The organism is Breznakia pachnodae (assembly GCF_030814225.1).
In the GTDB taxonomy this organism is placed as follows: domain Bacteria; phylum Bacillota_I; class Bacilli_A; order Erysipelotrichales; family Erysipelotrichaceae; genus Breznakia; species Breznakia pachnodae.
Genome location: NZ_JAUSUR010000003.1, coordinates 371,290 through 396,233, shown reverse-complemented (window position 1 = coordinate 396,233; position 24,944 = coordinate 371,290). Strand labels below are relative to the sequence as shown.

Genomic DNA, 24,944 nt, shown 5'->3' with positions numbered 1-24,944 from the left:
CACTCCACAGGCGTAAATTCCGCGTTTTAAAAACGCGTACATTCTAAAACTTCTACTTAAAGAGTAGACTCTCCTTTCTTCAGAAAATAGTCTCTCACATCAGAAATAAAATACAGAGAACCACAAATCAGCAAAGTCTTATCTTCATTTACTAATGTATCAATTGCTTTTTTGTAGTCATGAATGATGTTTACATCAAATCCTTCTGCAATCACTTCAGCTTTAGCAGCACGTGGAAAATCAAATTCACACACCGTAATATCATCCGTTAAACGATATAGTTGCTTCAGCATTTTATGATAAGGTTTATCTGCTAATGCGCTAAACAATATTCTAATATTATCATAATCTGCACACGAGTCAACTAGTGCACGCATTCCTTCTTCATTATGAGCGCCATCAACAATCACCAAAGGATGTTTGCTGACAACCTCAAAACGTCCTTTCCATACTGCATTATAAATTCCTTTTTTAATTTCCGTATCACTACATTCAATATAATTATTTTCTCTTAAATAAAATAATGTTTCAATCGCAATCGCAGAGTTGTATGCCTGATATTTCGCAATTGTATTTTGTTTTATTTTTAAACCACGATAAGTAAAGTGAAGAACATCATCAACATAAATATCACTAAGTTCACTACACTGAATCATTTGTGCATGTTTTTCTTCACAAGTAGTTCTAAACACAGATAAACACTCTTCTCGCTTTTCAGCTGTAATCAGTGCTTTTCCTTCTTTGATAATTCCTGCTTTTGCAGTTGCAATCGATGTATACGTATTTCCTAAAAACTCCATATGATCAAGTCCAATATTAGTTATAACACTTACCATTGGATCAATAATATTAGTAGCATCCTGATTTCCTCCAAGACCTACTTCAAATACTGCAATATCAACATTGTGATCAATAAAGTACTGAACTGCAATAAACATATCAATTTCAAACATACTTAATCCATATTCTAGCCATGCATCATAATATTCATTTGCATAATCAACAATACTCTGATCATCAATAAAAACATCATCGATACGAATACGATCATGATGCGTCTCTAAATATGGTGATGTAAATGTACCCACTTTATAATTCTGTTGAAGGACACTGCGAAGAGCATTGGTTGTACTCCCTTTTCCATTTGTCCCACCGACATGAATACATTTTAATTTTAATTGTGGATTGCCAATTGAATCCATAAACGCTTTGAAAGCTTTTAACTCAATACCATTACGTTTCTTTATTTCAATCTTTTCAATCACTTCATAGGAACTATTAAATCTCACGCTTCTATTCTCCAATCTATTGGTGTTCTTCCATTCTGTTTCAAAAAGGCATTTGCCTGTGAAAAATGTCGACATCCAAAAAATCCACGATATGCACTCAATGGTGATGGATGCACAGTCTTTAATAATAAATGTTTTGGATTCGTTATCAGTCTTGCTTTCTCTTGTGCTGGTTTTCCCCACAATAAGAATACAAGTGGTTTATCATAATTATTTAATTCACTCATAATACGATCAGTAAATATTTCCCATCCTTTACCTCGATGACAATTGGGATTACTGTCTTCTACACTGAGCACAGTGTTAAGTAATAGTACTCCTTGTTTTGCCCAAGCAGTTAAATCTCCATGTATTGGAATATCCATTCCAATATCATCATGTAATTCCTGATAGATATTTACTAAGCTAGGTGGCACCTTAATTCCTCTAGGCACCGAAAAAGAAAGACCCATCGCCTGTCCTCTTTGGTGATATGGATCTTGTCCAAGAATAACTACTTTCACATCATTCATATCACATGTTTTTAAACAAGCAAATAACTTTTCTTTTGGTGGATATACGGTAGAATTGATATATCGGCTATTAACAAATCTAGCTAGTTGTTTAAAATAGTCCTTCTGCTTCTCTTCATTCACTATTTTTTCAATATCCATACAAACACCCCCATCAGTTGAAATTATATCATATTTTAGTTTATTTTATAGGAACAATATCCTATAATTATCTAGGCGAGGTATTTATGAAATTTATTAAGAAAGCAATTAAGAATTTAGAAAAGAAAAAAGATACATTCCAGGAGGGCATAAGTTATATAGTTCCTGATATGTTTCAGTTTTTTCCATATCAAGATTCTAAAGAAGTATCAAAACATAACTTGCAGATAAATCCTTATGATTTCTATGCAAGTGGATTACAGTATATTTATAAACGTAGATCAACTAGAAATTATCTGCAGCCAATCTCATTACTGCACGATGAAAAGAAGAATGGTGGTAACTGGATTAAAAAGGCATTTGTTTATTCTTCTATGGTTCGTACCAGCAGTAGTTATGACCATGACCAAAATAAAGTAATGGAAGTGACTAACCATGATGGATTTAAAGAAAGTGGAACCTTCCTAAAACAAATTTTTATCTTGCCTTATCTTAAGGAGATGGGAATTGATACTTTATATTTGCTTCCATTCTTTAAAACGAGTGAAGCATATAAAAAAGGTGACTTTGGTTCTTCTTATGCTATTTCTAATCCAATGGCATTGGATGAAAATCTTTACGACCCAATGCTGGATGAAATGACTCTGGAAGAACAGGCGAAAGCATTCTTTGAAGCTTGTCACTTCTATGATATTCGTGTCATTATGGATATTATTCCTAGAACCAGTGCACGTGATAGTGTTTGGATTGAAAAACATCCAGATTGGTTCTATTGGATTCAAGCGGATAAAGAACAGGAATATGCACTACCATATTACGATATGTTGGAAAAATTAATTCCTGCTACTAAAAAACACATGGAAGTTGTCTATACCCAAGAACAGACAAGAGAGTTCTTGAAGTATTTCCAATATGATCCTAAAACATTAGATGAAAAAAAATATAAAGAATTAGTGAAACGTTGCAAAGAAGAGAATACATCTCTGCTTGATGCAATCAAGGAAGAATTTAATTTAGTAGTAGCACCTGCATTCTCCGATTGGATCAATGACCCACAACCAGTATGGAGTGATGTAACTTATCTGCGAATGTATCTTGATAACAACGATTTAGCGAGCTGTCATGTGGCAAATGACCATGCACCATACCTATTGTTTGACAGTGCGAAATCAAGTCTGTATCCTTGTCAGAAGCCCAATCAGAAGTTATGGGACCAAATAGCAAACATTGTTCCTTACTACCAGAAAACATTTGGTATTGACGGTGTGCGTATCGATATGGGACACGCACTACCGTTACCGCTGGTACAGCAGATTATAAGTAAAGCAAGGGATTATGACCCTAATATCTGTTTTATTGATGAAGAACTTGATATTGGTAAAGCTGCTGCATCCAAGAAAAAAGGATATAACGTCATCATTGGAAATGGATTTAGTGAAGAAAGCAGAATCCAGCAAGGGAAGTTAAAAACATTCTATGCAAAAGTTCCAACACTGGCTTGTCCAGTGTTTGGATATAGTGAATCACACGACACTTGTCGCGTTACTTCAAAACCAGGAAAGAAAGATTTGAATATCATGCTTACAGCTATGAATCTGTTCTTCCCCAATACTGTAGCCTTCCTGAACTCAGGACAGGAACTATTTGAAATCCAACCAATGAACTTAGGTCTGGATTGTGATGAGAGTGAACGTTATAACTTACCAGAAAGTGATCCACGCTACAATAAACTAGCATTGTTTGATCCTTTCTACTTCACTTATAATGATTATGATCCAACACTTCGTAATATGTTAATTGACTTAAAAGACTTACGTCATGATTACATCAAAGAATTGCATAGCAAGTCAAAGAACATGGCCGCTATCTTCCGTAACGAAGATACTTACGCATTAGGAAGTTACTTAGTAAAAAAAGATCGAATTCTATTAGTAGTTGCCAACACTGACTTGGAACATGACCATGAAATTTATGGAAACCTGGAACCATTAAAACAACGTTTTGATCGCCAGTTTACAAAATTAAAGGATATCTATTCTACCAAAAAGAAAACAATTCCTTCGATTTTAAATCATGATCATGTATTCTTACCATTAAAAAAAGGTGAAGTACGATTTATTGAAATTATATAATTAAGAGACGATTTCCATAAGAAGTCGTCTTTTTCTATGTATTTGATGATATACTAATATCATCAAATACAATATACTAGGAGACCAATTATGAAATTACCTGAAATTCTAAACAAGCATTCTCACTTTCTAGAATCTACACTTCGTTTATCAAATGAAATCACATTCGAGAAAAGGACTACGCTGCCTTGGGATAGTAAATGTGGTGGATGCCCATATTTAGAAAACATGAATGATTATCCTATTGGAGCAAATAAAAAACCAATGATGTTTTTAGCACAATTAAATCTTGAAGAAATGCCATCGCTTCCTAATTTTCCATCCAAAGGATTACTACAGTTTTATATTGAAGACAATGATTGTCTAGGATATGATGATAAATGTACGGTAAGATATATTCCTGAATACAAGAAAAGCACACTCCAGGCAATTTCTAGAAACCCTTATGAAGACCAGTATGTTGGTCATACTCCATTTAATCACGAAGGAAAAATGATATTCACTCAAAGAGAAATGTTAATATCAACTGAATGTGATACATTCCATGACCGATTCTTTGACAAAGTGTCTAAAGATGAGTGGAATGCTCTCTATGATGTATGCTATGCTGAGGGTTCCCGAGTGAATGGATATCCACTGTTTGTTCAATCACCACCAGAATATTATGACGAAAATAAATATGACCTCTTACTTCAACTTGATGTGGATGATACTTGTGGAATTATGTTTGGTGACAGTGGAAACTGTACATTTATAATTTCTAAAGAAGATTTAATTAATTTAAACTTTGAAAATGTTTATTACGATTGGCAATGTTGTTAAAAAAATACGATTCCTGTATCAAACAGAAATCGTATTTTTAATTTATAAACTCTATAATTCTTCCGAGTAAACTATCATTATTATACATCATTGGATACTCTGGGAATATTGTAATCATTCGATATACATATACCACAACTAGAGCAACCATAAATATTATTGTAAGTATTTTTACTGGTTTATTATTAAAACTTTGATAACGCAAATATGCAATTCCAATTCCCACAAAATAAAGTAAACATGGAATAATTAATGGATGAAAGAACATTGCACTGTTTAAATCTAAATGTATCAGATGATAAAATGCACTACTCATACCACATCCAGGACATGGAATTCCTATAATATTTTCAATTGGACAAAAAGTGTCCACTACAAATAGTAAGAGAAATCCAACAATTGCTACAAAACCTAATTTCTTAAGCGTTGTATAATTCATCACTTATATCGTTTATTGATTTTTGCATAATTACCATAGGAATAATCGTTGCCGTAAATATTCCTAAAATTACATTAAGAACTGTATTATCACTTGTACGCATTCCTAAGTCTTGTTCTGCGTAGTAAATGTCTCTACTAGTTACATATGTCCAATAGATACGATAAATACCACAAGTAAAAATTGTCAGTAATACAACTGTTCCTCCAGTACGATATCTACTGTCACGTAAGATATCTGCCACATCATTTGTAATTGTTGCTGTCCAATATAAAGTATAAATTCCACATGTGAATATACTTAACAAAACACTGACAACAATATCTTTTTTTCTAACCATATTAATTCTCCTCTTTTTTGGATAAAATTATAACATCTAATGGTGAAATAGGAAACTCTTTTCCATACTTATCTTCACATATTCCATTTAAGAAAATTATTTTTCTTTCATCCTCATATTGTTTAACATAACTATTTCTTGTTGGATTAAAAATTACTTCTAATTGTTCATCACCATACCCTAAGATATAGGAAATCACTTTATCATCGATATGTTCATAATGAATCTGATAAACTTCTTCAGGTGTGCTCATACGAAATAAACTGTATTGTTTACGTATTGCAATTAAATCCTTGCAATATTGAACTACATCCTGATGTTCTTTCATTCTCTCATAATCTAAATGATTAATTTCATCTCCAGCATTATAGGTATCATTTTTCCCATGTTTAGTCCTCATAAATTCCTGTCCACTATGAAGGAATGGAATCCCTTGTGCCAACAGCACCATTGCCAACATCAGTTTATGATATTTCTTTTTAATTTCTTCACTATCATTAATAGCAACATCAATCTGATCCCAAGAAGTCATATTGTCATGACACTCTACATAATTAATAACATTGGTTGGATAAGTAAACACTCGTTCAAAGCCAAAGTCACCAACACTTGCACTTAGTGTATTCATTGCTTTAAACATCAAATCCGTATTGCCAAGAGCATAACCATACTCCAGATAATTTTTCATCTGATGACCTTTAATTGTATCTCTAAACACATCTGAGAAGTGTGCCACTTCTGGCATCCGTTGGTTGTTTTGTAAACTTGCTCGCTTCTCTACTGCTAAGGTTGAAGGCATATTCCATCCTTCACCATAAACCATAAAGTCAGCTTTTCTTGATTTCATTTCACTTACTATTTTATTTAATGTATCTATATCTAAAATTCCCATTAAATCAAAGCGTAAACCATCAATATCAAAATATTCAAGTAAATAAACACATGCATCTACAATTAGTTTTGAACACATTTTACGTGTAGAATCGACATCATTTCCACACATCGTAGCATTTGAATAATTATTATTTTCATCTAACTGAAAATAATAATAAGGAACACTTTGTTGGAGTGCTGATGTGTCTAGTTCAAACACATGATTAAATACTACATCTAAGGATACACGAATGCCTTTTTCATGACAGTCGCTTACTAACTTCTGCAAATCATATATTACCTGCTCAGGATTGTATTGATTACTGCTATATGTATTTTCCAGAGCCATCCATGCATTTACATCATAACCCCAGTTATAAAATTCTTTTGGTCTGCTGTCATCTACACTGGCAAAGTCCAGTACTGGCATCAATTGCACATGGGTAATTCCTAAATCACAAAGATGGGTAAATCCACTTCCATCTTCGCGTTCTTTGGTAAACGCTGCAATTGTTTGTTCAGGCGTAAAATCACGAATACTTGCCTCATAAATAATTGCATCACAGTAAGAATTAAGCATTGGCAATTGTTCATTATTTAATTCTGGTTTTTCAACTTTTACTACAATATTATGTTTTGAGTTAGTATCTACACTTTTTCCATATGGGTCCAGACAACGATGCAGTTCACCGTTCACGCCAACTAAAAAGTTGTAACGTACATCTTTTAAATCTTGCAGAACTTCTATTTCATACACACCAAAACTTGAACGTTTCATTGGTAATGGTGAGGTATGATTTGCGAATGTTAGTTCAAGTGCAACACTATATGCTGTTGGCGCCCATAACTTAAACATTGTTCCTGTTTCATCATAGGTATATCCTAAATCATTTCCTGGGTAATAAAACAATTTATCAAAGACTTCACTCTTCACAACATCACGAAAAATCAGGGGAGTTCTTCTACCCATCTCATTTACTGTTTCATAATGATGACCAAAAACAATTGTTTCATACAGCTCACACTGATACGTAAATGTATCAAGTGTTTCCTCTGTATTCTTCACTGTCAACTCAATTTGTGCGTTGTCCTGGTCTTCTAAATAATAACGAACTGGTTTATCCGTTATGGTATCTTTTCTTCGTGTTATTGTGACTAAATGGAATCCATCCAGATAAGTTTTATACATCTCATTCATACTTCACCATATCCTTCTATGAGTATTGTAACACACCTTACCAATAATAAAAATCCAAACGAAAAGCGACTTTCGCCGCTTTCATTTTATAGATAAATAAATCCAACTGGTGTACCGCGAGATGATACTAATCCATTATATGACAATGTCATATCGTTTGTGTATTGAATAGCCAGAGAAAGACTAGCACCATAACCCAAAGCTCCTCCCGAATTTACATTACCTTCGGTTATTCGAATTGTTCCCGTTGCGCTATCATATGACTCTACATAAGCAACGTGACCATAAGAACCTCCACCCCAAACAATAATCGAATTAGCTCTTGGCTCTGATCCTTTTGGAAGATTTGCTGCTGCATACCATGTACCTGCATGCCCTGTTGGAATTGAATAACGATAAGCTCCATTAAACTTCTCACCAGCACGACCATGGACAAACCATGTACATTGTCCTGTCAAAGCCACATTGCTGATAGGATTATATGGAGAAGAATAATAGATACTATTAAAGTTAATTTCTCCTGAATTCGCTGCATTTCCTGCAGTTCCTCCACTGTTTCCACTGTTTCCACTATTTTCGTTGCTTCCACCGTTTTCATTGCTTCCGCCATTGTCGTTGTTTCCGTTATTTCCACTGTTTCCATTATTTCCACTAACTTCTGGTGGTAAATCCATTGGTGGTGTTGGTACTAAATCTGTGTATGCTGATGCTGCATTACTCGCTGCTGTCTGTTGGCCAGCAAGTTCACTTTTTTTAGTTTCTAGAGTAGCTAGCAACTTTTCATTTTCTTCGTTCATTGCAACTACACGTTCTCTTTCTTGTTCAAGAACGGCTTTTTCAGCTTCTTGTGTTTCCTGCATCCGTTGCTGTTCTTCTCTTTGATCTGCAAGAACTGCAATTTCATCACTTAACTCAGCCATCTTTTTATTGTCATATTCGGTAAATGTTCCAATACTCTCAGAACGCTGAATGAAATCAACCAAATCTTCAGCACCCATAATATAATTAATATATTCATTTGAGTTCATTGAATATTGAAGATCAACCATACGACTTTTAATACTCTCTTTACGTTGACCAATCTTTTCTTCTTGCACTCTTATTTCTTCATTAACAGCTGCAATACTTGCATCCAATTCTGCAATTGATGCTTCTTTTGCACTGATGTCAGATTCCACTTGGGTAATCTGATCCTTATAGGAATAAGCGAGTTCACCTAAAGCAGCTAAATCATCTTTCACTTCATCTACTTGACTTTGCACTTTTGAAGCTTCATCCAGCTTCTCGTTTGCTTTATTTTGTAAGTAGGATTTGTACTCATTACATGACTGCTTTAGACTTGCATCTGTTATGTATTGAGAACAAACACCAGTCCAATGTGCCTCATTACCTTCAAAATCATTAGCTTCTACTCCACCACCCTTATATAGTATAGCAGTGAGCATAAGTACCAAGGCAACAGCCACGATACTAAATCTCTTCATTTTTTTCATAAATACCTCTTCATACTTTTTTCATTAACGCTACCATCTCAAATATTTATTAGTCAATATAGTATTACTTACTAATTCCACTATAACATCAATTCCATTACATTTGCTACTGATTTGTATGACAAATTGTATTAATTAAATATAATTTAATTAGAATATTGAAAGGTTTTGGTCTTATCTAATATATAAATCCAAACGAAAAGCGACTTGCGTCGCTTTCACTTTATAGATAAATAAATCCAATTGGTGCTCCACGTGATGAAGTTAATGAACTATATGGTAATGTCATATCGTTAGTGTATGCAATTGCTGTTGCAAGGCTAGTACCATATCCTAAACCACCATTAGGTGCATTTACATTCCCTTCAGTGATTCGAATTGTTCCTGTTGCACTATCGTATGACTCTACATAAGCCACATGTCCATAAGAACCATTACCCCAGACAATAAGTGAATTAGATCTTGGCTCTGACCCTTTTGGAAGACCTGCTGCAGCATACCATGTATTTGCATTCCCTGTTGGAATCGAATTACGATAAGCACCATTAGACTTCTCACCAACACGTCCATGTACAAACCATGTACATTGACCAGTTAAGTTTACATTACTAATAATATTATATGGAGATTTATACCAATCACTATAGAAGTTAATTTCTCCAGAATTTGCCGCATTTCCAGCATTTCCTCCACCTTCTTGACCAACTGAAGGTGGTATATAAACCGCCTCAGATGGCATCAAACTAGAGTAAGCTGATGCAGCATCACTCGCTGCTGCCTGTTGCCCTGCAAGTTCTGTTTTCTTAGTTTCAAGTGTAGCTAGCAATTTCTCATTTTCGTCATTCATTGCTGATACACGTTCTTTTTCTTGTTCAAGAACAGCTTTTTCAGCTTCTTGCGTTTCTTGCATCCGTTGCTGTTCTTCTCTTTGATCTGCAAGAACTGCAATTTCATCATTTAACTCATCCATCTTTGTATTGTCATATTCAGTAAATGTTCCGATACTTTCAGAACGTTGAATGAAATCAACTAAATCCTCAGCACCCATAATATAATTAATATATTCGTTTGAGTTCATTGAATATTGAAGATCAACCATACGGCTTTTAATACTCTCTTTACGTTGAGCAATCTTTTCTTCTTGTACTCTTATTTCTTCATTTACAGCTGCAATACTTGCATCCAATTCTGCAATTGATGCTTCCTTTGCACTGATTTCAGATTCAACCTGTGCAATCTGATCTTTATATGAATAAGCAAGTTCACCTAAAGCAGCTAAATCACCTTCTACTTCATCAACCTGACTTTGCACTTTTGAAGCTTCATCCAGCTTCTCATTTGCTTTATTTTGTAAGTAAGATTTGTACTCATTACATGTCTGCTTCAGACTTGCATCTGTTATGTATTGAGAACAAACATCGGTCCAGTAAGATTCATTACCTTCAAAATCATTCGCTTCTACTTCACTACCTTTATATAACACAGCAGTAAGCATAAGTACCAAGGCAACGGCCACTATACTAAATCTCTTCATTTTCTTCATAAATACCTCTCTATACTCTTTTCAATTAACGTTTCCACTTTAAATGTTTATTAATCGATATAAAACTTCCTACTAACCCTACTATAACACCTACACCTAGTAATACACCGCTAATTTGCATAACAAATGGCATTGGTGCACGTAGTTTAAACATGGCAGTAAAGAATTGTCCACCTAAACTATCATACAAGAAACCATATCCAAATATGGTAACCAGAATTGGAACAATTGATCCAATGATTCCAATAAACATCCCTTCAATCAAAAATGGGACTTTAATAAACCAGTTACTTGCTCCTACATTTCTCATAATCGCAATCTCATTACGACGACTGAAAATATTCACTCGAATCGTGTTGGAAATCAGGAATACTGACAGAAGTGAAATGATTCCTACAAATATACCACCATATACTCGAAGTGAATTAAAACTGTTAATCATCTCAGTAATAGTATCACCACCATAACTGGCATCCATAATTCCATCCATTGACTCTATTTTATCAGTAACCGCTTCTACATTCTTACCTTGATCTACATCAATATAGAATGCAGCTGGTAGTGGGTTTTCATTTTCAATACTTACTAACCCTTCACCATTGCTCATTACTTTCTCTAATTGTTCATCTGCATCAGAATAGACAACTTTATCTACATGAGCAATATCTTCTATTTGCTCCTGCAGTTGTTCATGGTTGTCATTAATGTTATCCACTCTCGCAAAAATTTGCACATTATCCTCAATATTCACTGTAAACCCGCTTACGTTTAAAGCAACCACAGCAAACAGCATGATCAGTATCAATGTCACCGTTACTGCGAATACACTTGAAACAGCATTTCCTAGGTTTCTGCGAATACTATTCATTGCTGTTTTTATATGAAAAGGTAATGATTTGAAAAATGTAATCATGTAACTGTCCTGACCTTTCATCTCGTTAAATTCATTTAATTAATTATCTACAATATTATAACAAACTTAGAACCATCACTCAAATATGCTTCTAACGTTTCCATTTCAAATACTTATTTACTGAAAGTAAACTACCAAGTAATCCTACAACAATACCTACTCCCAATAATACTAAACTAATCTGATAAACAAATGGAGCGGGTGCATACAACTTAAGAATTGATGTAAAGAACTGTCCACCTGCATAACTATATAAGAAACCGTATCCAAAGATTGTAGCCAATATTGGAATAATCGAACCAATGACTCCAATCAGCATTCCTTCAATTAGGAATGGTATCTTGATAAACCAGTTGCTGGCTCCTACATTACGCATAATTCCAATTTCATCTTTACGATTATTAATATTAATTTTTATCGTATTTGAAATCAGGAAAATTGCCAGTAGCGATAATGCTCCTACTAAAGCAGCACCACCAATACGTACATTATTAAAAATATTAACAATATCTCTAGAAGCAGTTCCACCATAAGATGTATCTTTTACACCTTCTAATTTATCAGCAGCAGTTGCCACTGATTCAAACTGGTTTGGATCGCTTATATCCACAAAATATGTAGCATACATTGGATTATCATCTTCAAACATCCGATATTTTTCGCCACCTTGATCACTATTGATAAAGTCTTCCAACTGTTCTTCTTTGCTTGAATAATTTACTTCGTAAACATACTTCATATCTTCCAGTTCAGTTTTAATTTTATCTTTATCAGCATTGTCTTCTATTCGCACAGCAATACGAATTGTATCTTCAATTCGTTGTGCAAACGAATCAACATTAAATGCACATATCAAAAAGACCGAAATCAAAGTCGAAGTAATCATAACTGCAAATGCACTTGACAATGTACTGGCGAAATTACGCTTAATATTATAAAAAGCTCTACGAAAATGTACTGGTAGAGTTCTTAAAAATTTACTCATGTTTGATATAGCCACCCTTCATCATATCAGCAACTACATAACCTTCTTCAAGCGCAATCGTACGCTTTTTAAATTCGTCTACAAGAGTGCTGTCATGGGTTACCATCACAACTGTTGTTTTTTCTTCTTCGTTAATTTTCTCTAAAAGACGCATAATTTCATTTGACTTCTCAGGGTCTAAGTTCCCTGTAGGTTCATCCGCAACCAATACTTTTGGTTTATTCGCTATTGCACGACCAATGGTTGCTCTTTGTTGCTGTCCTCCACTTAATTCACGTGGAAAACTACGTGCCTTCTCTTCTAAAGAAACAAGTTCCAATACTTCTCTGACACGTTTACGGATCGTTGCTTTATCTTGTCCAATCGCTTCTAACGCAAATGCGATATTCTCAAAAATCGTTAGATTTGGCAAAAGACGATAGTCTTGGAAAACAACCCCGATATTACGTCGATAATACGGAACTTTTTTAAATTTTAACTTTCCAACATCAGTACCAGCCACAATTACTGTACCACTGTCAGGAATTTCTTCACCATCGATTAATTTAATAAACGTTGATTTTCCTGATCCTGTTGGCCCTATTATATATACAAACTCCCCTTCATCAATATGAAGAGTCATGTTTTTTATTGCATGAACACCATTCTTATATGTTTTTGACACACCCATCAAATCTATCATAGCAATCACTCCTACTTTAGTTATTATAACAAACTACTTATAAAACCTCAACGAACATCCATAACATATACATATATTTTATAATTTATATATGCATATTGCCTCTAGGTTTCGCTATAGGTAAATCCTTCGCCCTGTACTTCATTTACATCATGTACAATTACAAATGCATTTGGATCAATATGTTCCACAATCCGATTCAATACTGGAAATTGCTTTCTAAAGATAACAACCATCAGTACCGGACGTTTTTCATTGGTGTAACCACCTTGTCCTTCTAAGATAGTAGCACCACGATCCAATTGTTTGGAAATCTCTTCCAGAATTTCCTTATGCTTTTCACTAATAATCATAATTGATTGTGCTTCATGCAATCCAAACATCATCGCCTTATTCACCATCACCGAAGAAACCCAAACTGAAATAAGTCCAATTAATGCAGGCTCTATACCATGAATCAACATTCCCAACAGCACTGTTAATGCATCAACTGCCAATACTAATGTATGTACTGGAATATGGGTATATTTATGAATAATAAGTGGTGGGATATCCATTCCACCTGTAGATGCTCCAGTTCGAAACACAATTCCTAATCCAACACCAACAAATACTCCACCATAAATGGAAGCAAGAATTGGGTCACTGGTTATTTCAATCACATCGGCAAAATTTGTTAGTACAGAAACAAATATCGGATATATTACACTCGACAAGGCAGTTTTAAACATAAAACCTTTACCAAGAAACACCGCGCCGACCAGAAACAGAATAACAGTTAATATTGTAATCATCGTATTGGGATGGATATGTACAACTGGTTCTATTGCAATCGCAATCCCAGCAACTCCACCTGATAAGATTGAGTTTGGTACTAAAAAGAATGAAACACCTGCTGCTAAAATGAGGTTTCCTACCACAACAAATATTATATCTTTCACAAACTCTTTCTTTTCCATACGCCTCCTACTTTACCAGTGTTTTCAGATAAGCAAAGATAAAATTATCCAGCTTTCCATCCATTACACCCTGTACATCTGTTGTTTCATATTCTGTACGATTATCTTTTACTAATTTATAAGGCTGAAATACATAAGAACGAATTTGTGATCCCCATTCGATCAGTTTCTGTTCTCCCTTGATTTCTGCCACTTTCTTCATCTGTTCTTCCACCTGCAACTGATACAGCTTACTCTTAAGCAGCATCATTGCTTTGTCTTTGTTATCATGTTGTGAACGTCCACTTTGACACTTCACGCTGATACCAGTAGGGATGTGGGTTACCCTTACGGCTGAATCGGTCTTATTGACATGCTGTCCACCTGCCCCGCTGGAACGCATTGTTTCAACCTCTAAATCTTTATCGTCTACTTCTAATTCTGTTGTCTCATTAAATTCAGGAATTACATCTACCGATGCAAACGATGTATGTCTTCTTCCTCCAGAGTCAAATGGTGAGATACGCACTAAACGATGCACTCCCTTTTCACTCTTCAGATAACCATATGCCATTGGACCTTCAATTAATACAGTAACCGATTTTATACCAGCAACTTCACCTGGTAAGTAATCCATCACACTAACTTTAAACCCTTTTGTTTCTGCATACTTTGTATACATACGATATAACATTTCACACCAGTCACATGATTCGGTTCCCCCTGCTCCTGGATGAAGTTCCAAAAGACAATTGGACTGATCATATTCATGAGAAAGAAGGACCTTGATTTCAAAGTCTTCTAATGAAGCCTCAAATGACGTAAAGTCCTCCTCAAATATTTCCTGTAATTCACTATCAGCATCCTGATTCAGCATTTCAAACACTTCCTCAAGATTCTCATATTCTCCATTTAAGCGATTATATGTTTCCACATAATCCTTTAATAGTTTCAGTTCGCGCACGGTACTCTGAGCCTTTTTATAATCATCCCAGAACCCTTCTGCAACCTGTTCTTTCTCCAATTCTTCGATTTGACTTTTCTTAGCAGATAAGTCAAAGTGAATCACCAAGCTGTTTCAGCTTCTCACTATAGTCCTTTAAATGAGCTTTAATCTCATATAATTCCATAACTATGCCTCTTTTCTTTCAATCTTTATTTTAATTGCAAAGAATACGATTTCTCTGGCAATATTTTGTGACATATCATCAAACATATCAAATCCTTCTTGAACGTATTGTTGAAGTGGATTTCCTTGTGCATAACTACGTAAGTGAATACCATCACGAAGTTTACTCATTGTATCAATATGATCAATCCAGTTACGGTCAATTGTACGAAGTACAACATTACGTTCAAATTTAGCATATTGTTCTCTGATTCCTTCTAATTTAGAATCATAGAAATCCCAAGCATAATTAAATGCTTTTTCTTTTACTTCTTCATTTGCCTGTCCAATAAATGCTTCCGGTTTGATACTTCCTTCTTCAAATCCTAACACTTCAAATCCTTTTGCAAGTGATTGAGGATCTACTTCACCATTACCATCTACATTAGCATTTACAACTGCATCTGTAACTCTTGTAAACATATCTTTTACGATATCATGTACATCTTCATTATCTAAAATATGATTACGTAAATCATAAATGATTTCACGTTGTTGACGTAATACATCATCATATTCAAGTAATTGTTTACGAACATCGAAGTTTTGACCTTCCACTCGTTTTTGCGCATTTCCAATTGCTTTTGAAACCATCTTTGATTCAATTGCTTCACCTTCTAAAGATGAGAATGCACTATCTAGTAATGTTTCTTTACCAAAACGAATCATCAGACTATCTTTTAAAGATACATAGAAACGTGAGAACCCAGGGTCACCTTGACGACCTGAACGTCCACGTAACTGATTATCAATACGACGTGATTCATGACGTTCACTACCAAGTACTGCTAATCCACCTAATACTTTTGATTCAGCAGAAAGCTTAATATCGGTACCACGACCAGCCATGTTGGTTGCAATTGTTACCGCTCCAACTTGCCCAGCTTTCTTAATGATATCCGCTTCACGTTCGTGATTCTTTGCATTTAATACTTCATGTTTAATTCTTTCTTTTTTCAGCATCTGTGCAATGTGTTCTGATACTTCTACCGAAATTGTACCAACCAATACTGGTTGTCCTTTTTCATGTAAAGCTTTTACTTCTTCCACAAGTGCCAAGAATTTATATTCAGGAGTTGCAAAGATTGCATCTGGATGATCCACACGTACCACTGGGCGGTTTGTAGGAATCTCAATAACACGCATGTTATAGATTGAAAGGAATTCTTCTTCCTCAGTCTTTGCAGTCCCTGTCATACCACACAACTTATCGTATAAACGGAAGAAGTTTTGGTATGTAATTGTTGCAAGTGTTGATGTTTCTTCTTTGATCTTAACGCCTTCTTTTGCTTCAATTGCTTGATGCAATCCATCAGAATACGCACGACCTTTCATTAAACGACCAGTAAATTGGTCAACGATTACAATTTCATCATCAGCAACTACATATTCAACATCTCTTTGCATTATGTAGTTTGCACGTAATGCCATAGTAATATGGTGAACTAACTGACTGTGTTCTACATCATATAAGTTCTTTACTTTATAAGAACGCTCTGCACGACCAACTCCACTTTCAGTTAAACGTACTTGACGTGTCTTTTCATCAATTTCATAATCACTTGGTTTTAAAGACTTCACAAAGCGATCAGCTGTCTGATATAAGTTCGCTGTCTTTTTTGCTCCCCCTGAAATAATCAGTGGTGTTCTTGATTCATCGACCAGAATTGAATCGACCTCATCGACAAGTGCCGTTTTTAAACCACGCATAACACGGTCTTTTTTATCAGTAACCATGTTATCTCTCAGATAGTCAAATCCTAACTCTGAGTTTGTTGTATACATAATGTCACATGCATATGCAGCACGTTTTTCAGATGCTGTAAGGGCACGCATATTAACACCTACGCTTAATCCCAAGAACTGATAGATTTGACCCATCCATTCAGCATCACGAGCAGCCAGATATTCATTGACCGTTACAACGTGTACACCTTCTCCAGAAAGGGCATTTAAATATACTGCCATTGTTGAAGTTAGGGTTTTCCCTTCCCCAGTCTTCATTTCCGCAATATCTCCACCATGCATAACTGCAGCACCCATAATTTGTACTGGGTAAGGATATTCGCCAATAACTCTTTTCGCAGCTTCACGAGATGTCGCAAAAGCTTCTACCATTAAGTCATCTAACGTTTCCCCTTCCTGATATCTCTTTTGAAATTCTGCAGTCTTATTTTTTAACGCTTCATCACTTAACTTCTCCATTTCTGGACCAAGGGCACCAACTTTTTCAGCGACCTTTTCTAGTTTTGACACACGTTTCGTATCTCCATTAAACAAACGATTTAGAATGCTCATATTCTTACCTCCACAATCTTTTTCTATTATACCTCATTTATATTAGAAAAACTATATTTTATCTCAGAAAAGCACACTTCAAAAAAACACAAAAAAAGAGTAAGACACACACCTTACTCTTATTAGTGAACTAAGCGATTGGTTTAATATCCTGAGCTTGTAATCCACGATCAGTTTCAATTACTTCAAATTCAACTTCTGTATCAGATTCAATTGTTTTGAATCCTTCCATCATTAATTGTGAATAGTGGAAGAACACATCACTACCATCTTCAATTGTAATGAAACCAAAACCCTTTTCAGGGTTAAACATCTTTACTTTTCCTTGCATTAACCTAATAACCTATGACCTTTCTATGCAATAACTATACTACATATTCATATTGTACTATTTATTAATGAAAAACACAAATTTTTCCACAATTTGTTAGAAAATGATATTGTGAAGTTTTTCACTGATAAACCCTACTATCTATGGGATGAAACTACTTTTTAACTTCATTGACTAACCCATTTTGTAATCGCTTTCCTCTCCTTCCCACCACTTACAGGATAAATATCTTGCATTCATATTATCCAATAATCTGATTCATTTTTTTGGGGGGGATTTCACTTTCATAAAGTAGCTCATTCTATTTATTATCCAATTAAATAGAAAATCCTATGCATTCAAATCAAAACAATTATAAAACTGTTTATTCACATAATTTTCTGTGAACTTCCCTTGTTTAAGTAAACAGTTATAGTATAATATTTCATAAAAGGAGGATTCTTCTATGGAAAATTTTGACTGGACAACCTTTGGCGATAACGTCTTAATTGATGGACTGTTTGGTTCCGCTATTGTTATTGCAAGTTTTGCCTTATTCTTTTATATCTGTTTTGTATTTGTAAAACGTTTTATGAAAACAAGACATTTAGACAACCAGAAAAGTATCCTAAACATTGTACGTGGGCTTTTCTGGATTATCTTAGTATTAATCATATTATCAAGATTTCATATCTTCTCAAGTATCGCTCAGGGAATTATTGCCAGTTCTGGTATTATTGCATTAATTGCTGGTATTGCAGCACAGGATACCATAGGAAATCTGTTAAGTGGAATTATGGTTGTTGCATCCAAACCATTTATTGTTGGTGACTTAATTAAAATCAATGGTGAACAGTTAATTGGGTTTGTAGAAGAAATCACGTTACGTCATACCATCATTCGCACCTATGAAAATAATCGTATTATCGTTCCTAATAATCAGATTAATCAGGCAACCATCGAAAATGCAACCCTGATTGATTCAACTAAAGGAAACTATTTCCTAGTTCCAGTATCTTATGATTCCGATATCGATTTAGCCACTAAAATCATTGAAGAAGAATGTATGGCACATCCTGACTTCGTAGACACTCGTACTCCACTGGAAATCTCTACAGGTGTAAAACCCATTGTAGTTCGTTGTATCGAGTTCAGCCAATATGCGATGATGCTTCGTTGCACTGTAAACTCTGAAAATAGTTTTAAAGGATTTGAAATGCTATCGGACCTTCGTTTTTCAATTAAGAAACGCTTTGATAAAGAAGGAATAGAAATCCCATACAATCAAGCATTCATCAAAAAGTAACTTCTCATTCGAGAAGTTTTTTATTGATTGCAATCGTAAAGATTTTTACCTTTTCTTTATGTTTCACTAACTCATACATTCGTTTTAAGGTTTCTCCACTTGTACACATATCATCCACCAGCACCATTCGCTCAGGCATCTCTACACTCTTACGCAAATGAATGACTCCCTTAATATCTTTACGCCTCAGAAAGGGCTTTGAAGATTGTTTATAGTCCTTCTCTTTTTCAAATAACTGTATTGTTGGTAACTTTATCCCCTGAAATAGCAAAGGCAATGTCTGAAACCCTCTTTCCATTTCTTTTTTCAATGAAGAAGGAGCAAAAACAATGGTTTCTTTTCGATATTTCTTTCTCAATAATTTTTGATATGGATATAGAAAAATCGGGTGTAATGCTACATCCTTATTTTCTTTAAATGTAAACATAAGATCTTCTAAATAATCATCATATTCATATAGTGCATAAATGGATAATCCATTTACTTTCACTTCTTTATTCAAAATCACAAACTTCTGTCGACAATTTCCACAAATACAATCCGGTCGTTTAAAATAATCAAAAAATGAGATACCATTTTGAATATCTTCAAAACAAATCAGACATTTGAATGATCTTGATTCATCCATTTTATAGTTTGAACACATTGTTTCATCTCCTTTGTTTTTTTGCTTGCAAGTATATAAGCATAACCACTTGGATATTCTCTTTTCCTTCCTACTCTGCCCACCATTTGAATCAAGCTCGATTCTTTATATACCTGATGCTCTGCCCCTACGATGCATACATTCACACCTGCAATCGTAATCCCTCTTTCTAAAATAGTTGTGGCAAATACAACTTGAATCTTTCCACATCGCAAATCCTCCATTACTTGTTCCTTGTCTTCACTTTTAGATGTAATATTGGAACATTTACATAAATACTTCATTGCATGAAAGACTTGTTGAACCTGTGCAATCGTTGGCAGAAAGATTATCCACTTTTTATCTTTATGTTTTAAACACAGATACATCAAAAACAGATACTGCACTACTTTTGGCATACACAAAATTTTAGGCACAACCAATGGATGCCCGTGATGTCTTTTAAATAGCGTTACCTGATTGATTTCGTTCTTTCGTACCTGTTCCTTAAGTTGTTCATTTGGTGTTGCTGTTAACAGTAACAGTTCTCCTCTGCAGGCATTCTGTGCAAGCGACTGTAATATAACATTTCCTTCATATGGGAAAGCATCAATCTCATCCATGATGAGTAAATCAAACGTCTGATGATAACGATGTAACTGATGCATTGTGCATACAATAATGTCGCCATCCACTTCTGTTGTATAGCCAGCACACACCGGAGTCACCTTTACTTCTTTAAAGGCATGAGAAAGACGTTCTGCAATCTCTAACACCACCTGACGACGTGATATTGCATATCCTACCTTCTTTCCTTCGCGAATATAGTTTGATATCTGCTCCATTGTGGTTTCAGTTTTCCCTGCCCCACATGCAGCATAAATAAGCATCGGTTTCTCATGAATTCGACTGTCTATCTCTTCCATCAGCTCCTGCTGCTCATTTGTTAACTCGTAGTCCAAGACATAAGAAGTATCAATCTGATTACTTGTTAAATCAGGTGGAATAATTTCCTGATTTACTTCCACTTTTCCAAACCTTATACAGTTACGACAATACCAACTTCCATTCCATTTATAAAACTTATCTTTATCTGAATTATTACAACGTTTACATTTCATATGATCACCAATCTATACTTCACGAAATACCATCTACTTCCTAAACCTTAAAAAATATTTACTAATTGTTTTCAAAGAGGTACAATATAACCAATTAAAACGGAGGCAAAAATTATGAAAGACATTGAATTATTAAATCTATTAGAAAACAATGCTAAATATGAACCAAAAGATTTAGCTATCATCTTGCAAACAGATGAACAAGTTATTTTGGATAAAGTCGCCGCCTTCGAAAAAGAAAAAATCATTTGTGGTTACCACACAATTATTAACTGGGATAAAACCCACGAAGAGATAGTTACTTCTATTATTTATGTGGATGCACCACCAAAACGTGATAGTGGTTATGATTATGTAGCAAGAAAAATCTATAAATACCCTGAAGTAGAATCAATGTACCTAACTAGTGGTAAAAATGATTTCATTATTATTATTCATGGTAGAACAATGAAAGAAGTTGCGAACTTTGTCGCAACAAAACTGGCTTGTATTGATGGAGTTACATCAACTACCACATTATTTGTATTACAGACATATAAAGCAAATGGTATCATCCTGGCAGAAGATGAGAAACCTAGTGAAAGGTTGTTGATTACACCATGATTGATACATCAAAATATTTAAGTACATTAGTACAGACAATTAAACCAAGCGGCATCAGAAAATTCTTTGATGTTGCTAAACAGGTAGAAGGTGCAATCTCACTTGGAGTTGGTGAACCAGATTTTGATACTCCATGGAATGTCAGAGAAGCAGCAATTTATGCAATTGAGTCAGGTAAAACAACCTACACTGAAAATGCAGGACTTATTGAACTAAGAGAAGAAATCAGCAGATATCAGAAGCGTCATTACAACTTAAGTTATGATCCAAATACGGAAATACTTGTAACGGTTGGAGGTAGTGAAGGAATTGACAACTGCTTTCGTGCACTGTTGAATCCTGGAGATGAAGTAATCATACCAAATCCTTGTTATGTAGCTTATGAACCTGCCGTCATTTTAGGTGGTGGTGTATGTAAATACATTAACCTAAAAAGTGAAAATGAGTTCAAAATCACAAAAGAGGATTTACTTGGTGCAATTAGTGACAAAACAAAAATCTTATTATTAAACTATCCTTCAAATCCAACTGGTGGGACAATGAGCCATGAAGATTACGCTGAGTTAGTTCCAATTATTAAAGAACATGAATTAATTGTTATTAGTGATGAGATTTATTCTGATTTAATTTATGGTGAAAAACATGCTTCATTGGCATGCTTTGAAGAAATAAAAAACCAGGTGTTGATTATCAGTGGATGCAGTAAAGCATTTGCGATGACTGGTTGGCGTTTAGGGTACGTATTAGGTGATGCAACGCTTGTTGCTGCTGTTACCAAGATTCACCAGTACACCATCATGTGTGCTCCTATTATGTCGCAGTACGCTGCAATAGAAGGAATGAAGAATGGTGATCATGAAGTAGCCAAGATGCGTGATGCATATAAAGCTAGAAGAAACTATATTGTGGATGGATTCAATAAACTTGGTTTACCAACCCATCTGCCAAAAGGAGCTTTCTATATCTTTCCAGATATTCGTCCTACTGGATTAACTTCAGAGGAATTCTGTGAAGAGTTACTAAAGGACCAGAAAGTTGCTTGTGTACCCGGAACTGCATTTGGTAATTCTGGAGAAGGATTCATTCGTGTATCCTATGCATATAGTATCGACGAAATCAAAATTGCTTTAGAACGAATTAAATTATTTCTAGATAACCGCAAGAAGAACGATTAGTTCTTCTTTTTTATATAAAAAAGAAGCAGACATTTAAAAACGTCTACCTCCTCCACTATGACTTCTTCCACTACTGGAACGATGTGAACTACTTCGTGAACCACTGCTTCGTGAACCACCACTTCTCCCACTACTTCCAGTACTTATTATCGTCCTAGTTTCCTTTGTATCAACCAATACCTTCTCATCTCGGAAATAATTTACTGTAAGTGGAGCTCTGTTTTTTGCCAGCACTTCCTTAGAGTAATGTCTTCCCTTTTTCGTTGCTGTTTTCATTGATATAAAACCAATAATCAGTGCAAGAATTAATGCAAAAATAGAATATGTGGCAATCGTCATCATCTTCTCACTAAAATTCTTCTCATACACTGTATATTGTCCACTAGGAATACCTGCATCTAAATAGTAATCTACTTCAGATAAATACTGATTAAACATTTCATAATAATTTCCATCTGCAACATAATCATATATAACATCTAAAATATCATCTTGTCGATTATCCGTAAAATATCGAATTGCTTCCCCTGTATAACTTGCATATATTTCTCGATTATCCATATCCAATAATAAAATCATACTATCATCGCTTACCACACCATCATAGTATAAAGCATCCAAATAATCCTCTGCATATACTTGAGCACTTTTCCCTTCAGCATCATTGATTGTTAATAAAACAATATCGATACCATATTCATTTTCAATTGAAGAAATCTTATTCTCTAATTCTACAATCTGATTTTCCTGTAACAGGTTTGCTTCATCATAAACTGCAGTTTCATCTGCAGTTACCATATTCGTAAAACTAAATAGGATCAATAATGATAATATTATCTTCTTCATTATAGAATCCCTCCAAACACTAATCCACTAATAATAGCAACAAATACAACAAAGGCGATAAGCGTATTCTTCAGCATATAATTTCTCTGTTTGATTTTATCAATAGGAAATTCACCTACAACTTTTCCCGTCTGCCCATTAATCGTAAATTTATAGTCTTTATTTTCATAATGATAATTTAAAAACCAAACTGGGAAAAATGCATACTTAGCATCATCTACATTAATTTTACTTTCTTCTTTATTGATTCTAACATTACTATATTTATTTACTGAACCTTTCATTCTTATATTTACATTACTATATAAATCCGGTTCAATCCCTTTATACAAATCATCTTGATTTTCATCATACTTCTCCGCATAATTACCAATCAAATAAGCAACTTCAAAATCAACCAATTCATTATAGTCATATGGTTCTAGCAATGCCATCGTTTCATCTTCTAGAGCCAATGATGCATCTACTGGAACTGTTTCATATAACATATTACCTGCCTGATTTATTTCATAAATACTTTCTTTACGATAACGATAATTACCAGTCGTTCTTGTTGTTATCTCGCTTACCCTTGCATGCAATTCAAAATCAGCATTTATATCAAACAACCAGAATGGCGCATACAGTCCTCTTATTTTATCAATATGATCTTCACTAACAAAATCATCAGGTAAAAACTTAATTGTACTGGTCCATTTATTAAATGCTTCTTTTGCATCTTGTTCATTAATTTTAAATGGAATAATTTTATCTGGTGTATATACTTCAACTAGTCTTGATTGAATAACATTTGATGAATGACAATACAAACAAAACGTAGCTGCTGTATTTTCATTTGTTGTAATCTCAGCACCACAATTCTTACAAGTATAAATGACACTTGTATTACTCATTTCCTTTTCTAAATCACTAATCGCCTTTTCCTTATTGGCGTTTATTTTATCTTCACTTAACCTTTTAATTTCATCAAACGTTAATACCCTCTTACAGTATGGACATGTATAATCCTTACCATCATCTTCATGTTTAATGTTTGACCCACAACCTGGACAAGCAAAAACTAATGTTGACATAAATTCCCTCCTTATTTTTTCTCACGGTTATACTTACGTTCATTCGAACAAACCATTTTTAATCAGTAGCCATTATTAAATAATTAATCTTGTTTCCCCTAATTATTTGTATTGCTTAA

The 24,944-nt window shown here is 34.4% G+C and carries 23 protein-coding genes; 5 read left to right on the top strand and 18 right to left on the bottom strand.

Going from position 1 to position 24,944, the window contains the following annotated elements; translation table 11 throughout:
• Positions 1–56 precede the first annotated feature (56 nt).
• A complete protein-coding gene (locus J2S15_RS10355; protein ID WP_307407995.1) occupies positions 57–1,289 on the bottom strand; it encodes a bifunctional folylpolyglutamate synthase/dihydrofolate synthase in 1,233 nt (410 codons plus the stop codon).
• The gene (ung, locus tag J2S15_RS10350; RefSeq protein WP_307407994.1) at positions 1,286–1,942 is read right to left on the bottom strand and encodes a uracil-DNA glycosylase; all 657 of its coding nucleotides are present in this window, start codon (positions 1,940–1,942) and stop codon (positions 1,286–1,288) included. The genes J2S15_RS10355 and ung overlap by 4 nt, the downstream gene beginning before the upstream one ends.
• Positions 1,943–2,028: 86 nt before the next feature.
• Between ung and J2S15_RS10345 the strand changes: the two genes are divergently transcribed.
• Together J2S15_RS10345 and J2S15_RS10340 are read left to right on the top strand one after the other, a co-directional pair.
• Positions 2,029–4,074, top strand: coding sequence for an alpha-amylase family glycosyl hydrolase (locus J2S15_RS10345; RefSeq protein WP_307407992.1), 2,046 nt, complete (start codon positions 2,029–2,031; stop codon positions 4,072–4,074).
• Positions 4,075–4,164: 90 nt separating this feature from the next.
• Complete coding sequence (locus tag J2S15_RS10340) at positions 4,165–4,896, top strand: YwqG family protein (protein WP_307407990.1); 732 nt, start codon at positions 4,165–4,167, stop codon at positions 4,894–4,896.
• Between the two features lie 37 nt (positions 4,897–4,933).
• On the opposite strand, the gene J2S15_RS10335 is transcribed toward J2S15_RS10340, so the two are convergent.
• From J2S15_RS10335 to J2S15_RS10280, 12 genes are all read right to left on the bottom strand, one after another.
• Positions 4,934–5,335, bottom strand: coding sequence for a DUF2752 domain-containing protein (locus J2S15_RS10335; RefSeq protein ID WP_307407988.1), 402 nt, complete (start codon positions 5,333–5,335; stop codon positions 4,934–4,936).
• Positions 5,316–5,675: a DUF4234 domain-containing protein gene (locus tag J2S15_RS10330; protein WP_307407986.1), complete on the bottom strand. Its 360-nt coding sequence runs from the start codon at positions 5,673–5,675 to the stop codon at positions 5,316–5,318. The genes J2S15_RS10335 and J2S15_RS10330 overlap by 20 nt, the downstream gene beginning before the upstream one ends.
• Position 5,676: 1 nt before the next feature.
• Positions 5,677–7,746 (bottom strand): type I pullulanase, encoded by a 2,070-nt coding sequence (gene pulA, locus J2S15_RS10325; protein ID WP_307407984.1) that lies wholly within the window; start codon positions 7,744–7,746, stop codon positions 5,677–5,679.
• An 86-nt stretch (positions 7,747–7,832) separates the two neighbouring features.
• Positions 7,833–9,239 carry a coiled-coil domain-containing protein gene (locus J2S15_RS10320; protein WP_307407982.1) on the bottom strand — a complete coding sequence of 469 codons (1,407 nt, stop codon included), beginning with the start codon at positions 9,237–9,239 and terminating at the stop codon, positions 7,833–7,835.
• Positions 9,240–9,462: 223 nt separating this feature from the next.
• Entirely contained in the window at positions 9,463–10,782 is a 1,320-nt protein-coding gene (locus tag J2S15_RS10315) for a coiled-coil domain-containing protein (RefSeq protein WP_307407980.1), read from the bottom strand.
• Positions 10,783–10,807: 25 nt separating this feature from the next.
• Complete coding sequence (ftsX, locus tag J2S15_RS10310; protein WP_307407978.1) at positions 10,808–11,695, bottom strand: permease-like cell division protein FtsX; 888 nt, start codon at positions 11,693–11,695, stop codon at positions 10,808–10,810.
• A gap of 91 nt (positions 11,696–11,786) precedes the next feature.
• Positions 11,787–12,680, bottom strand: a complete 894-nt coding sequence (gene ftsX, locus J2S15_RS10305) for a permease-like cell division protein FtsX (protein WP_307407976.1) — start codon at positions 12,678–12,680, stop codon at positions 11,787–11,789.
• Positions 12,673–13,362, bottom strand: a complete 690-nt coding sequence (gene ftsE, locus J2S15_RS10300) for a cell division ATP-binding protein FtsE (RefSeq protein ID WP_307407974.1) — start codon at positions 13,360–13,362, stop codon at positions 12,673–12,675. The genes ftsX (J2S15_RS10305) and ftsE overlap by 8 nt, the downstream gene beginning before the upstream one ends.
• Positions 13,363–13,466: 104 nt before the next feature.
• Positions 13,467–14,321, bottom strand: coding sequence for a YitT family protein (locus J2S15_RS10295; protein ID WP_307407972.1), 855 nt, complete (start codon positions 14,319–14,321; stop codon positions 13,467–13,469).
• A 7-nt stretch (positions 14,322–14,328) separates the two neighbouring features.
• Positions 14,329–15,430 (bottom strand): peptide chain release factor 2 gene (gene prfB / locus J2S15_RS10290; RefSeq protein ID WP_307407971.1). Its coding sequence is split into 2 segments (ribosomal slippage): positions 14,329–15,360 and positions 15,362–15,430, totalling 1,101 coding nucleotides; the frame shifts between segments, so codons are not numbered across the junction.
• Between the two features lie 2 nt (positions 15,431–15,432).
• A complete protein-coding gene (secA, locus tag J2S15_RS10285; protein ID WP_307407969.1) occupies positions 15,433–17,766 on the bottom strand; it encodes a preprotein translocase subunit SecA in 2,334 nt (777 codons plus the stop codon).
• Between the two features lie 130 nt (positions 17,767–17,896).
• Positions 17,897–18,097, bottom strand: coding sequence for a cold-shock protein (locus tag J2S15_RS10280; RefSeq protein ID WP_307407967.1), 201 nt, complete (start codon positions 18,095–18,097; stop codon positions 17,897–17,899).
• A gap of 445 nt (positions 18,098–18,542) precedes the next feature.
• Here J2S15_RS10280 and J2S15_RS10275 point away from each other — a divergent pair, with 445 nt between their 5' ends.
• Positions 18,543–19,382: a mechanosensitive ion channel family protein gene (locus J2S15_RS10275; RefSeq protein WP_307407965.1), complete on the top strand. Its 840-nt coding sequence runs from the start codon at positions 18,543–18,545 to the stop codon at positions 19,380–19,382.
• A gap of 4 nt (positions 19,383–19,386) precedes the next feature.
• Here the strand turns inward: J2S15_RS10275 and J2S15_RS10270 are convergent, their stop codons facing one another.
• On the bottom strand, positions 19,387–20,028 hold the full coding sequence (locus J2S15_RS10270; RefSeq protein ID WP_307407964.1) for a ComF family protein: 642 nt from the start codon (positions 20,026–20,028) through the stop codon (positions 19,387–19,389).
• On the bottom strand, positions 19,980–21,128 hold the full coding sequence (locus J2S15_RS10265; RefSeq protein WP_307407963.1) for a helicase-related protein: 1,149 nt from the start codon (positions 21,126–21,128) through the stop codon (positions 19,980–19,982). The genes J2S15_RS10270 and J2S15_RS10265 overlap by 49 nt, the downstream gene beginning before the upstream one ends.
• 114 nt (positions 21,129–21,242) lie before the next feature.
• Here J2S15_RS10265 and J2S15_RS10260 point away from each other — a divergent pair, with 114 nt between their 5' ends.
• A complete protein-coding gene (locus J2S15_RS10260) occupies positions 21,243–21,731 on the top strand; it encodes an Lrp/AsnC family transcriptional regulator (protein ID WP_307407961.1) in 489 nt (162 codons plus the stop codon).
• Complete coding sequence (locus J2S15_RS10255) at positions 21,731–22,906, top strand: aminotransferase class I/II-fold pyridoxal phosphate-dependent enzyme (protein WP_370872521.1); 1,176 nt, start codon at positions 21,731–21,733, stop codon at positions 22,904–22,906. The genes J2S15_RS10260 and J2S15_RS10255 overlap by 1 nt, the downstream gene beginning before the upstream one ends.
• 33 nt (positions 22,907–22,939) lie before the next feature.
• Here J2S15_RS10255 and J2S15_RS10250 read toward each other — a convergent pair whose 3' ends face one another.
• Both J2S15_RS10250 and J2S15_RS10245 read right to left on the bottom strand, forming a co-directional pair.
• Positions 22,940–23,752, bottom strand: a complete 813-nt coding sequence (locus J2S15_RS10250) for a TPM domain-containing protein (RefSeq protein WP_307407957.1) — start codon at positions 23,750–23,752, stop codon at positions 22,940–22,942.
• The gene (locus J2S15_RS10245) at positions 23,752–24,825 is read right to left on the bottom strand and encodes a TFIIB-type zinc ribbon-containing protein (RefSeq protein ID WP_307407955.1); all 1,074 of its coding nucleotides are present in this window, start codon (positions 24,823–24,825) and stop codon (positions 23,752–23,754) included. Before J2S15_RS10245 ends, J2S15_RS10250 begins: the two co-directional genes overlap by 1 nt.
• Between the last annotated feature and the right edge of the window lie 119 nt (positions 24,826–24,944).